Annotated in this window: 6 protein-coding genes; all 6 read right to left on the bottom strand. The window is 51.4% G+C overall.

Features of this window, described 5'->3' with window-relative positions; genetic code table 11:
* Window positions 1–196 precede the first annotated feature (196 nt).
* The 6 genes from brxL to GFC01_RS16710 are packed head-to-tail and all read right to left on the bottom strand — an operon-like array spanning window position 197 to window position 12843.
* Complete coding sequence (brxL, locus tag GFC01_RS16735) at window positions 197–2245, bottom strand: protease Lon-related BREX system protein BrxL (RefSeq protein ID WP_152948297.1); 2049 nt, start codon at window positions 2243–2245, stop codon at window positions 197–199.
* A 2-nt stretch (window positions 2246–2247) separates the two neighbouring features.
* Window positions 2248–4599: a BREX-1 system phosphatase PglZ type B gene (gene pglZ / locus GFC01_RS16730; protein ID WP_152948296.1), complete on the bottom strand. Its 2352-nt coding sequence runs from the start codon at window positions 4597–4599 to the stop codon at window positions 2248–2250.
* Window positions 4600–4601: 2 nt separating this feature from the next.
* Window positions 4602–8006, bottom strand: a complete 3405-nt coding sequence (locus GFC01_RS16725; RefSeq protein WP_152948295.1) for an Eco57I restriction-modification methylase domain-containing protein — start codon at window positions 8004–8006, stop codon at window positions 4602–4604.
* Between the two features lie 13 nt (window positions 8007–8019).
* Complete coding sequence (gene brxC, locus GFC01_RS16720) at window positions 8020–11466, bottom strand: BREX system P-loop protein BrxC (protein ID WP_152948294.1); 3447 nt, start codon at window positions 11464–11466, stop codon at window positions 8020–8022.
* Window positions 11466–12026, bottom strand: a complete 561-nt coding sequence (locus tag GFC01_RS20055; protein ID WP_207707641.1) for a BREX protein BrxB domain-containing protein — start codon at window positions 12024–12026, stop codon at window positions 11466–11468. The genes brxC and GFC01_RS20055 overlap by 1 nt, the downstream gene beginning before the upstream one ends.
* Window positions 12019–12843 carry a hypothetical protein gene (locus GFC01_RS16710; RefSeq protein WP_152948293.1) on the bottom strand — a complete coding sequence of 275 codons (825 nt, stop codon included), beginning with the start codon at window positions 12841–12843 and terminating at the stop codon, window positions 12019–12021. The genes GFC01_RS20055 and GFC01_RS16710 overlap by 8 nt, the downstream gene beginning before the upstream one ends.
* Window positions 12844–13445 lie beyond the last annotated feature (602 nt).

The following is a 13445-nucleotide window of genomic DNA, read 5'->3' as shown; positions in this document are numbered from 1 at the left end:
GGCTGCTTTAACCGGAACAATTGGTCGGGGTGCCTGAAAAATGAGGCAGCCCGGCTTTTTGTTTGCCAACGTTATTTGAGAATTGTATTTGGGTTTACCTTTTTAAAGTGATAATTTCTTTGGTTTTCGTGGCTGGCCGACCTAATTTAATGTGATAATTTTTTCCGGTTTATTTTGAGAATCGACACTTTGTATACTAATCAACAATCGCCTTAACAAAAGCATCCGTTGCATCAGCATAGAATTCGATGTTGATCTTCGTAGCCATTTCATCAGGAAGATCAAATAGCTGCCTTCGAGAGGATATAGGCATTAACAGCGTCGTAGCTCCTTTCTCGAGGGCCAGTTCGGCCACAGCAACCGGATTAGGTAACATCTCAATTGAACCGCCCAGGTTTAAGGCCCCGACTATGATCAATCCGCCCTTTACACTGCGCTCGATTAGAGCGCCGCAAAGGGCAATCAGCACCGGTAAACCGAGTCCCTGGCCTGAACGTTCCACGTCCATAGCGCGCAATTGGATGGAAAACTCATGCGCGCGCGGATCGCGGTCACCAACCAGTTCTTTGGCCCTAACATACAGATTCTGTTCTCCGTAACGTACGCTCTCCCGAAATGCTGGCGGAACGGGTGCGTTAAGAATTTTTACCCCACTGCCGGGACCAACGGTAACCTCTATTCGATATAAAGCTGGTGAAGCGTCCTGACCGCCGGGGCTGATGGCCCATACCTGCCCCGGAGGCAAAGGATCACTGTCAATAGTTTCATCACTATGGAGTTCCGGCGTGGAAACAAACTGTTCCACCCCATCTACTCCCATGGAGAAGCTGAAATGAGTATTTCGAAATTCAGTCTTAAGGCAGCGCTTTTGCTGTTCCTTCACCCTGCGACGCGATTCCAGGGCAATACGGACGATCTTTTCCAGCTCTTCATCAGGTATCGGCATCTCGGAATCAGGGAAAAGCAGCTTGATCAGGCCGCTAACGGTTTTATTAACGGCTTCAATATCGCGACCGCTGAGGGCGCCCCCCCAGTTGACCCGACCCTGCAGCACGGAAACCTGGCTACCATCACGGAGTTTATGCCAGCATTCGGAGAGAAAGTCGCTGACCAAGCCAAAATGATCCGTAAGATGAATATTCGGATTGAGCTTGGGAAACTCCCACCCTGGAACATAGGCGTGAATACGGTCCATAAAAGCCGTATCATCCCGCATCTCCGGCGGGAGTGGACTAAATAAATGGCCGATGCGTTGCTGCTGCTGAACATCCACATCAAAATTCCCCAGCATTACAATGCCGCCGGAAGCACGAATACTTTCCTTACCGCGGGAGAATTCGCCGGAGGCCATGTACCCTTTCATAATGTTGACGCCGTCTTTCTGATCGAAGGATATACCGGATACTTCATCAAAGCACACGACATCATAGTGGCAGACGAGACCACGTTGTCCGGTGGCATTATTCACAAACATTTTAGCCACTGTAGCTTTACCGCCTGAAATTAAATGGGAGTAAGGAGAGATTTGTTGAAACAAATGGCTTTTGCCGGTCCCCCGGGGGCCTATTTCAACAAGATTGTAGTTTCGCTCTACAAAAGGCACCATCCGCAATAAGGCGATATTCTGAGCCCGTTCTGAAAGTGCATCCGGTTCTAATCCTACGGAACGTATTAGAAGACGTTTCCATTCGTCGGTAGTAAACTGGCTTCTCCCTCGCTGTAGTACTGCCAGGGCGTCCACTTTTGAAAGTTGAATGGCTCGTAAGCTTTCAATGGCGAAGGGACGACCGTTTTTTTCCTGGGCAATGGCAGCATCATAGACGAGGGTGACTTCTGCATAAAACCCATCAGTCAGCATGCGCTCATTTTCATGAACCAGGTTATCGGCAATCCGGACATCTTTTAGCCCCAGGCTCGGCAGTTCGGCGACGAAGCAATCGTTTTTGGTGTCCAATCGAGCCTTGATGAGGTCAATTATTTTGACCGAACCAATCTCTCTTGCCCGTGCTTTAAAAAGTTCTTCTTCACCGGTCCTAACCGTGCGATCCCTTAATTGCCTCTCAACAATCTCCAGGCCTTCCTCGATCTCTTTTTCATCGACAGTTGCACAATACCGACCGAGCAGGAATTCTACCACGTATGTAGGTACAGGATACAGCCGGCTGTATTTTCTGACCAGGTCCTTCCGTACTATATACCCATCGAATACAGAAGCTGCTAGTTTATCGAGAGCGTCAAGCTCCATATTTAGTCCTCACCTCCAACGGTGGTTGCCTGCTTTGCAAGCACGCGTCCTGATGGGTCAAGCAGGACAAGACTAACTACGGTACCTTCGAGGGAATCGTCTGCAACAAGGAGTCCAACACGTCCAGTGGAATCAATCTGCTTGGGCGTAGTAATACTGGAATTCGGATCATTGGGTTTTGTCCGCAGGTCGGCTATGACTTCGGTACTGCTGGCATCAACTGCAACGCGACAACGCATCCCAAACCATTGAACTTCCCTTATACTAGCCGTTACCGGGGCTAGTTCGATCGAATAAAAGGCCAAATCAGGAATAAGGCATTCCTGAAGGCTTACGCCTCCGTGAGCATATTCGTTGCCGTTTATGAAACAATATACCCCCGGTGCAAAAGCAAATTGCTGATATGCATTCCAGTACCATCCAGCAGTTGGCACATCAACATGGGTTCCCGACCTGATGGCGGCGCATCTTGTCCAGCGGCTTTCGGTGAGGTATTTGGGCAGTTTCATGGCCGGCAGTCCACCCGGAACTAAAAGCCACCCGTGGTCCGTTACCAATCGCACCTGTTTCCAACCGGCATCAAGCAAACCCTGAATTCGATCCATAACAAGCTCAAGCTGTTCATCGATGCGGGCAGCGAGCCTGCTTTGCAATGTATGGCCCAATCTGTCAAATTCGCCAAATTCCGTCCACCCACGTGCTCCAGGCTCAGCCGGGTTGCCCGTCTCAAAGGAATTAAACACCTGATAGCCTGCTTCCGCTAAGAGCTTGCGAAACCGGTCGGTAGTTAGTGAAAGATTGGCCTCTGTAATCTCAGGAATAAAATCTTCGCCAGGTAGATCACCTGAAAGCTTTCCTGCTATTGGGGAGACTGCTGGTTTCGCCGTTGCAGTTACCGTAGGCAGTCCGGCCCAGCGCCAGTTTATATTTACCTGGAGCTGTCTTTCTTCGGCCATGGCAACCAAACGCCGGGCAATGTCGAATCGAAGTCCGTCCACAAAAAGCAAACACTGCCCGGGATTGGCGGCAATTAAAGTTTGGTTATTGCTGGCAATGTTCGGCAAAGGGAAGGTTGCAATTAAATCTTGGAAATGCCGGGATGCATCCTCCAGCCAGGGAAGATAGATACTGCGAACAGCGGCCTGGATTGCCCTGGCATCCTCCGATGATTTCACGCTGCCAATTGCCTTCAATACGGCATCATCGGCCAGATACCCACTCTCTGTATACAGATCGGCCATTGCTTTGGGCGAGTCGCCTCCAAGGCCTTGAGCTGTTTTTCGCGCCAGGATTACGAGGTGTTTTAAGGCCACGGCCAGCGGGCTCTGCCCCAGCCGGGCCCAGACCCACTCCCTCCGTGCACCGTGTTCCTTTTCGAGTTCTTCGATTCTTTGTCTGGCATCAGCGGGAGATAATCTTTCCAATTTCAAGAGACTCTGCCTCAGCGAAGCCTCTTCCGCTTCGTTTTCGTCCGGCCAGGGCTCCCGATCAAATAACAGTCTGGCCGGTTTGGCGCGCCGCAAGATTTCGGGAATACCGGGGTAAAGCGCCGGGGCTTCGGCATATCTTTGCCACAAAGTATGCCAGGCTTCGTTATCCCGCAATCCCATTTTTTCAGCAACAACAAGTTCGCCTTCTCCCGGATCGATCTCATATTCCACCTTACAACGAGCACAAAATGCCGCCCACTTGTCGTTACCCCATTTCTCGCGCGTATGAACCGGGTCATTCAGCCATAACAGCAGGTCCCGGGAGGTATCTGCAACCATCAACTTATCAAAATCCTCAGCCTCCAGGCGTTTACCTCGCAACCGTGATACAGGGGTGGTGGCCAATTGCGGTAGTGCCCGAAGCATCGCCTGGCGGGTCTGTTTATCTTTAGCCACATCCAGGCCCAGACCATCTTCTGATACCAAAAATGCCTCAACTGTCCAGTCTTTACCGTTACGCTGTGTCCAAACCGTCCCGCGATACTGCAGTTCCACCAGCGGTTTGAGGCTGTCCGGACACTCCTCGCCAGCTCGGAGTACCTGCCGGCTCACGTTTGGCATGTAAATGACCGGGATGGCTTTATCCGGTAGTTCAACTTCAGGTAGCATTCGTTCAATGACACACCGCAGCCAAATTGCTGGTCCGGTTTTTTCTTCCGGGTTGTAATCTCCCAGGGTCAAAAGTTCCGGCATAAGTGAACGCAACTGGGATACCAGAGGCTGCCATTGGCCGTCGGCATCGGTCCAGAGAATCGCTGCTGGCGGGACAACGGTACCGGGATCATACAGGCCGGCTCGAAGCAACGACTCACGCACGGCTTCTAGAAGTGTATTTGCCGACATTTCACTCGTCCTAATCGACATAGTTATCTACTCCTGTTCACCGTCTCACGTGCTTTTCTTTTTTCTTCATTGGTTAAATGCACATCATTGACCCGGTCGCCGGTAAACTTACCATTCTTCCAGAACCAGGGAAACTGTTCTTGAGGACGCGTTGGTTCTTTGCCACGGTCCTTACCCCAATTAATATTTGGTTTCCACCGGAGGATGCCGGCACCTTTCCGGCCACCGGGAATATCAGAAGCCATAAACGGCCGGATGTTGATGCGCACTCCGTCGTTGATATCCGGTTCCCAGCCGATGGGCTGCTTTTCGATAGGTTTCCAGCGAACGAAAATGTCGAAAGGAGGTTCACCTTCGAGGATGGCAATGAGGCGTTTTTGCAATTCTAATGCCGCTGCCAGCCGGTCCTCAGCACCACCTTCGCCCCGCTTCACCCCATCTTTCTGCCGGGTAATCCACTCACCGAGATAACTATAAGTAAGGCTCTCTAAAACCTGCCTGCCTTTGCCACTGCCCCCGGCAAGCTTGTGGTAGTTGACCAGGGCATGGAAACCGTCGCGACGGCGCCCGTCCCAGATATGCCAGATAAAGGGCCGGTGATGGAAGAGCCGGCAGTGTTGCTCAAAGAAATCGTTACGAAGCCATTCGTCAAGCTCCTTCGCTTCAGAACCCGTTGCTGCGATAAGTTCCTGCTCTTTAGTTGGCGACCAGTCATCCCCATATGCGGCGGCGAGTAACGCCCGCAGGCGTTCGGCAGCCGGGTCTTCTCCGCGAACGGAAGGGATGCACACTATGCCGTCACTATCGGCGTAATCTTCCAGCTCCCTGCAGCGCTGTACCAACTCGCGTGCTTCCGCAGACAACCGCATCGAATCATCCAGCTCTGCCGGCCAGCGGTAGCCCAGAAGGCGGGCCACCGCCACCTGAAGGGGGCTGGTAGAAACTGCCGGATGCCCGTGGAAGATCCACTGTGTCGGGTCGTCCGAATAAGGTTCGGGAAGACCATTGGGATACTTTTCGGCGGCTACTTTCTGCCAGTATTCCAGGTCGAAGGGTACTTTAACAAGCGTAGCGTTCGTAACATTAAGTTTCTGGTCAATCTTGCGTACAGCTTCGTTATATTCCGGCGAAGAGCAAAAGCACCAGATGGCGGGGAGATGGGCTGGGTTCTTCGGAATAATTGGTGCGCTATTTGTATCCCACGCCTCACCCGTGTACAAGGTTACCGGAAGCTGCCGCATTTGCGATACGTGAACTCCTTCTTTTCCCCATACGTGGATACCTCTAACAAATGAACCCGGGTGGTTGACAAGAGCACCTTCACCATTTTCCCAAAGTAAAATATGCTCTCGTCCGCCATAGAGCTTGGTTTGCTCTACAGTACTTAGCTGAAATACCCATTCATCCCCAATCTTTGACAACTCCCAAAATACTCGACCAAATCTTGGATAATCACCACTTCCTAGTCCCCAGTAACTGTCGGCGTACTTTTCCAGTAATTCCGTCTCTAGTTCCACTCCCCATGCGACTCTTGAATCCGGATTCTTCAACTGCTCAGCTTGCACCATCATTTTAAGTTCGGCGCTTCGAAGAAGTTTAGCTTTCTCCTGCGCCGTGCAGGGGGTGGTGGCGTCGATGCCAGCGAAGGTGTGACCCTTTAGCGGGGTAGAGGCGGAAATGGCCAGTAAAGCAACATTAACCACCTCGCCTGATATAGCTTCGAATGCACCCGGGCCAAGTTTAGCAACGATATCCCATCGTCTTGTTTTCAGCATCCGGGTTCGAAACTTCTTATAGGTGGTCAAGAACAGCCAGTTTTGCGGCATGACCAGCGCCGTTGTGGCGGCAGGCGAATTGAGTCGGAACAGGCGGTCCAGAAATACAGTAGCAATATCATTTTTAGCTTCATCGTAATATTCGGCACAAAATTCTTTGAGCGAATTGGTCTGTTTACCACGTACCAGGTACGGCACATTGGTTATAATAAGGTGATAGCGCCCGCCAAGAATTTGAACGGCATCAGCGATACCGCAGGCGGCAACCCCTAGTTCGTGCTGCTCATAATCGTCTTTCTCCGCGGACATGGCTTTCTCCAGCAGGGGGCGGAGTTCATCAAACCGGGCTTCATACAGGCTATCTTCTAAAGCGGAACTCGGATCGATGAGGCTTCCTAAAATGGGCGCATCCCGGAAAAGGTCATAAAGCCGGACCATACCTTTACGGAGGCGCTCGTCATCTCCCGTCAGGGCAGACCAGTTTTCTTTTTTCGTATTTGGAGCTATGCCGGAACAGGCTATGCGCAACCCGGGCAGGGGGCGGTAGCCGCCGGCGCCTGGATAGGTCCACGCCGCCAGCGCCAGGGCAAAGGCGGCGATCTGCGTGCAGCGCTCATCGATCTCCAGGCCGTGAAGATTGTCTCTAAGTACGGCGTCGCATGCCTCCCGGGCCGCAAGTCCTTCCTCGGCCATACGAATCGGGACTAAATGATAAAGAGCCGCCACAAGGAAATGGCCCGAGCCGCAGCAGGGATCCAGTATTTTAAGCCCGGCTGCCCGTTTCGGCCAGCCCTCGAACGTGCCAGCGGCAGGACGCCACGGCCCCTCCCCATCGCCGGTTCGGACGAAACGAAGGTAATCCCAGGTTATACCGGGCAGTGCAACCGCCTTACGAAGCTCTTCCTCACTTTCTGCCTGCCCGGCCACCTGCGGATTCTCCGCCAGTACCCTGCCCGCGTACCACGCGCCAATGGTATTGTGAATAAGGAAGTTGACCATATAAGGCTCTGTAAAGAGTTGGGTAACAGCCGGCAATTCATCAGCGCCAATTTTACTGCCCGACTCGTTCACCTGTTTCTTCCGCTTGCTCTGCCAGAACTGGTAGACCCATCCGAGGGCGTCGCTGGCTTTAAAGATATCCGGCTCCAGGTCGTCGAGCAACTGCTCCAGCTTCAATTGATATTCGTACGGAAAAGTAACCTGCAGCACCGGGTCATCCGGGCGAAAGATCTGCGGCAGCATCTGCTGGGCAAAACGGCTGGCCAGGGTCCAAAGATCGGTACCTTCCTCCTTGGCCAGCTCCTCACACTCTTCCAGACTAACGGCCACCCCCATCTCCGGCTCGATAAGGAGGTCATTTTCCGCCAGGAAACTGGCAAAGAGCATCCGATGCCAGTGCTCGTAAGCACACTCCTGAATCAGATGCGTGATTTCCAGTTTTCCGCTTTTGTCCTGCTTATCCCCCAGTTGCCGCGCCCGGGCACGAAGGTGGTTGCGAAGCCGGCGCTGTTCTGGACTCATATGGCTGTAAGGCTCATGATGATGCACAGCCAGGGCCTCCAGGGCCGCCCTGGCTCCGGCTTCGGCAACATCCCGGGCTTCGACGACTGTACGTTCAAGTTTATTTCGCTGTTCTACTGATAGTACCGGCATCCATTTCCCCCTCCTACGAGATCACGATGGGGCCGTTCTTAATCCTTTCTAGAAGTTCTCTCTCAATTTTAGCCACCCAGGCTTTAACATCATTTTCTGTCCTCAGAATGCTGCTGGCCAGTTTTACCTTTTGCGTTTTTGGCTCAAGCAGCTTCGCAGCTGCCATGGCAGCATTGCTAAACTGCTGAGGAAGGGCATCTGTCCTGGTTTTCCAGCTGGACAGAGGGGTCTCCTGAAGACTTCGAAGCAAGGAGTCATCATCTTCTATGGAAAGTCGGGGAACGCTGGCAATACCTTCAGCCGCAAGAATTTGTTGCTGCTGTTCCGGAGATAGTTTCTGCCAGTTCTCATTTCCCTCGAGAGCCGCTTTCTCCCGGTTATATACCGCCTCAAAGTTGGCGTAAGCCTGCCTGACAGCGGTACGGAGCACTTTGACGACTGCTCTGTGAATATCCGGAACCGGATCGGGCTCTTCTAACAATCGACGTTCATCGCGCACAGCATTGGCCTGTTTTTGCAGTTCTTCCGCTTCAGGAAGGCCACGGGCGTGTCTCAACAGGATCTGAAGTCTATTCCACGCTGGTTTGCGCTTTGCCGCCAGGTCCGCCAATACTGACCAATTCTGCAGTTGCTGGGCCAGGGTGTCAAACTGTTCCAGTATCGCTGCAAGTTGTTCGTTACCAGCGAGTCCCCGCATTGTTTCCAAATGGGCCTTAGAGGGGCGCTCAGGCATTGGCGGATCGCCGCCGGCACGATCGGCCAGGTCCATAAGCCTGGCAAGAAATTGCCCGGCTACAGAAGATTCCTCCCCTGCCTTGCAGCTAAGACCTGCTGTTTGAAAAAGCTTTCGTAGCTTCATGCGGCTGCGGACATCTATGGTTACCGTTTCAACTCGGAAGTCGGTAGCCGAAATCTTAGCTTGATCCAATTGACCACGGTCAAGCTGGACTCCTTTATATACAGCGCGAAGATGTCCAGTGGCAAAAAGTGTAATCAAAGCAGCGTCAATAGCATCACGCGGCCAGCCATAAGGTGCTTTTTCAAAGGTTTCGCGAATTTCCTTCCCTGTCTTACCGGATCCGATTTCAGAAAAAATAGCTGCACAGACAGGGTGTTTTTCGGGTGCATCATTCCAGCCTACTGCCTGGAAGGAGGTTTCATCGCCGTCCTTTGCCCTTTTGATAACAGCCGGCCACCGATCATCATCGGCATCCCGGAAGTTCGGAAAGAGGCGGTCCAGGGACGCTTCGGCTGCTGCCTGCACTTTTTCTTTTATGGAATGCTCAAAACGCTCCTGGCCCCCACCCTGGAACACCCTGGCGGCATTAATTACCTCTTTAATAATTTCATCCCGGGTAGCCTCGGCCGTCTTCATACGTGTGGACATCGCGTCGCGGGCTTCCCGTCCCTCTGGAGTTGTAGGAGTACCCTTAAATTCGATGGTCGCTTTAGCCGCCTCATAATCAATAATCGCTTTTTTTAGGTCCTCGGCACTTGCTTTAGGGATATAGATGAAAATAGTCGGGCTGTCATTACCGGCCGCCCGGGCATCGGCGACAACAGCACTCTCATTTTCCCCCCACCCGTCCCGGACCCAAACCGGGATTTCGTGGCCTTGAGTTTCAGGAGGCTCGCTGCCAAAGTGAAGTACCAGCTTACGTGGTACCTTGCACTTTCCCTGGAGGAGTTTAATGTTGCCAAGAACGTCAACACAGGCCGAATTCAACAAAGCCGAACGTTTACTGGATAAAGCCGTAAGATCATTATTTAGCCGGGTTTGCCGGTTGCGGAATTCCCGGTCCCATTCGCTGCTTTCCCGGGTCTGAAGGCTGTATTCCTCGTCCAGCTTGATAAGCTTTCCTTCCTCAACCAGTTTCTCAAGGATCCGTGGAATCTCTCTGCGCAGGGCAGGGCCATCACTGGCCAGGTCGCTTATCAGAAGATCTGCTAACATATCCGCGGTAGCACGGACACCAATATCAGCAACGGCTTCGCGGGGGAGTTTGCGGATGAGGAATATAAGTGCGCAAATGCGCTTGGCTAACAAACCTTCGGGAGTTCCATCGTCCAGATTACGAATGGTTTCGTCAATTTCCCGTAAGAGAACCCCAGTGCGAAGCAAGTCTGGCTGGAGCTGGTCAAATATGAAATCAGCCGGCACGACCGTACCCAGAGGTTTTTCGGCAATCTCCCGGACAGCATCGTGAACAATACGGAGCTGTGTACGAAGCTGGCTCCTGGTTCCTGAAACGTCAACGGCGCGAAGGACATGCTCCCAAAATCGGCGGCGGACGGGTAAAAGGGGATAGTCTTCGACGATAATGCTCCGGTCTTCACTTCGGGGAGCAATTCGAGTACCGACAAGATGTCGATCAATTTCACCAGCGTAAGCATTTAACATTTCTTCGATGGCCTTACGCTTATCTGCTTTTTTGGCCAGCACTACCCGGCGAGTTACAGTTTCAACATCCGTATCAGAGAGTTCCACAGGTATTGTAAAACGATCCTTTAATCGTTGGAGAAGCGGAAGATTACCGCTCAGTGCGGTCTGGCCAGCCCCTATAAGCAGTATTCGGCTATCAAGCTGCTTGCAAAGAGCTTCCGCTACTTCTTGCACATCATATGAACGAGCCGTACTGTCACCTATAAAGAGCTGGACTTCGTCGAGTACAACCGCCGTGCAGGGAAGTTGACCGTTTACAGAAAGGACATCACGAATGATCTGGATGAATTCGGATGTCGAAATATCGTCTACATCAGGAAACTGGGCACGAATAGTGGCTCGCACCTGCTTGAGATCGGAGGCAAAATCAGGGTCAGCTTCCAAAAGTGCTTTGGCTATTACCGGACTGGCATATAAATGACGAAGTTCTTGCCGAAAGTCCTTGCCTGAATCTTCCACACCCTTTTTAACCTGACTGTAGATGCCATTTTTTTGAAGCCAAAGGCAGAATTGTGCTTGGGGGAGAGACTCAGGCAGGCCTCTCGAGTGAAAGATAATACTGAGAACAGCCAGACGAAGACTTTTTCCTCCACCGGCCGGCAGCGTTCCCCCCGCAGCATGAAGCCCACCACATCTTTTCCCTAACGTATCCAATTCTTTAAGCAAATCTTTTATCTCCACTGGTAACTGCGCCAGTTCACGGGCAGTCGCTCCATCCGACTCAAATTTGGTGTTAACCCATAAGTGACGGAGCATCTTGAGAAGATGTGATTTACCGCTGCCAAAGAAACCGCTTACCCAGACGGCTGGCTGGCTTGTCGAATCCGCATTGCTCAAGTAAGACTCAAGGATGCGTATAAGTCCGTCTTTATACTGCCCCTCGCAAACAAAATGCTCCAGTTCATAGCGAAGGGTTTCAATCTCTTTAGAAGTGGCCGCTTCAGTAACTGTAGCTACGCCGTCATTAAGCAATTTTGAAACAATAGGGTCACGTTGGAAAATCTCCCGGTTCTTCATTAGTCGCTCACTCCATTATGTAAAGTGATGGGAATGGCCAGGTAATTCCAACCATCTCGTGCATCGAGAAGACGATAATTGTTATTTTCAAATTCGCCTGGAAAAAAGACTACCAACCGCCCACGAATATCTCTTACTACTTCTTTCAGAACCGCCGATACTTTAGTGAATCCGTACAGGCTGGCAACGCCATAAACAGCAACCACAGTGTCAGAGTCAACATCTTCACCAGTAAGTACTTTACGGAGTTCATTGGCTGCAAAATGTGGGAATTCACTCTCAAGGGGTATCGCCAGGTCTTCTGGTTCTTCGAAATAAATTTCTTTATATTCCTGGTTACTCATCCAGCGGGCAAAGGTTTGGGTAAAGTCAAAAAATCTCCATTTATATCCAGATTCAATGGTTGCTAACTCGAATAGTTCTAATCTGGCCCTGAGTTTACGCTCATCGGTTTTAGGGTAGACTATAAAAATTATTTTTTGCTCACCTGCCAGATTACGCTGCCATGGCGCAGCAATATGTTTACGATAGCGGTTTGCCAGCTCCTCAATTCTACTCACGGATCAACTTCCTTTCCTCCTCGGTTAACATACGGTCAATTGAAACTTCGATTATACCGCCGGAATAGCTTATATCCAGGAAACCAAGGCGCTTCGCATCCATTGCCAGGGTAATAAGCTCTTCCCGGGGTGTATCAAGCACCTTTGTCCATAACGTTTTGAATAAACCGGGGCCCCGGGCACCAAGTAAATAACCTAAAAGAAGAGCAAATGCGGTAACGACAGGTGTAGGCTCAACCTTTTGGCGAATCTTACGAACACGACCTTTTAAGTGGCCCGACTGGGTCCAGGATGAAGAAGCGTTGCGCACTACCTTATCAAGTGTTCTATCATTTAGCCGGTTCATGGTACTTTCGCGAAGGACATTTATCATCTGTTGCCGGGCCAGTTCTTCCCCTGGTTGCATCCGGAGAATGGGGAGGGATGTAACTCGTAGAAGTGGATCCCGGGCCATAGCAGTAAGTAAGGCCAGAAGTGGGCGACCTTTCTCATCTGCGTACCAGCAATAACGCAAAACCCTGAATATATGCAGCGATGGATCGAGACCATATAACTCCCGCATACGCTGACTGGAAAGTCTTCGAGTCGCAGTTGTCCGCTTGCCCAGGCAATTAAAGTTAACAATTGCCGCTATATAGTCATCACGCGTCGCATCTTCTGCACATTCATGAAGTAATAACGATAACTCTTCCAGCATAATGGTTCTGCTCGTATGGGTTCCTTTATCACCAAAACGGAAGCCCATCTGCTCCCAAAGGGCGTAAGGTAGTAAGTCTGTATCCTGTTTTATATCGGCTAAGATCGGATCATTTTTCATAATTTTATAATTTTACACCGTCCTTTTTGCCGGCAAAGTTGCCGGCAAAGTTATTATACCTGATTTTGGTAGCATTGGCAAGCAAAAAAAATTTTTTAAGTCCAAGCTGCCGATCTATTAGCCTCAAAAACGCGGAGGGAGTCCTTTGAGGACCCGCTCGCTACGCACCGCGCATTACGATTCATAAGTTTATAAATTTCTTCGCAAAAGGCTCGCCAAGATGGGTGTCGTTTCGTCCATCTGTGTCTATCGAACACCGCCATCCGTCCTTTTCTCAATCCATTTACAATATTTCCCAATTCCTGATCGATGATTGGCTGCACTTGCCGTAGCGAAAAACAGGGCGAGGTCTCACCCGTCCCTCGCCCGTTTGGGTCACAATTCAGTTTACCGGTTTACCAAACTCACTGCCGTTATTTCCCGCTTCCCATTTTATTCCTTCCATACGGCCCGCCCGCAAATGCCCGTCTCCCTACTCCACCGTCACGCTCTTGGCCAGGTTGCGCGGCTGGTCCACGTCGCAGCCCCGCACCACGGCCATCTGGTAGGCCAGAAGCTGCAGGGGGATCACCGCCAGCACCGGGGCCAGCACGGGGTGGGTG

The sequence above is a fragment of the Desulfofundulus thermobenzoicus genome (assembly GCF_009428905.1).
Taxonomy (GTDB): domain Bacteria; phylum Bacillota; class Desulfotomaculia; order Desulfotomaculales; family Desulfovirgulaceae; genus Desulfofundulus_A; species Desulfofundulus_A thermobenzoicus.
This window is presented reverse-complemented; position numbering and strand designations above follow the sequence as displayed.

Excerpts from the sequence above, each read along its gene's own strand:
- brxL (WP_152948297.1), bottom strand. The coding sequence starts at position 2,245 with ATGGAGCTTGACGCTCTCGATAAACTAGCAGCTTCTGTATTCGATGGG.
- GFC01_RS16710 (WP_152948293.1), bottom strand. The coding sequence starts at position 12,843 with ATGAAAAATGATCCGATCTTAGCCGATATAAAACAGGATACAGACTTA.
- brxC (WP_152948294.1), bottom strand. The coding sequence starts at position 11,466 with ATGAAGAACCGGGAGATTTTCCAACGTGACCCTATTGTTTCAAAATTG.
- GFC01_RS16725 (WP_152948295.1), bottom strand. The coding sequence starts at position 8,006 with ATGCCGGTACTATCAGTAGAACAGCGAAATAAACTTGAACGTACAGTC.
- pglZ (WP_152948296.1), bottom strand. The coding sequence starts at position 4,599 with ATGTCGATTAGGACGAGTGAAATGTCGGCAAATACACTTCTAGAAGCC.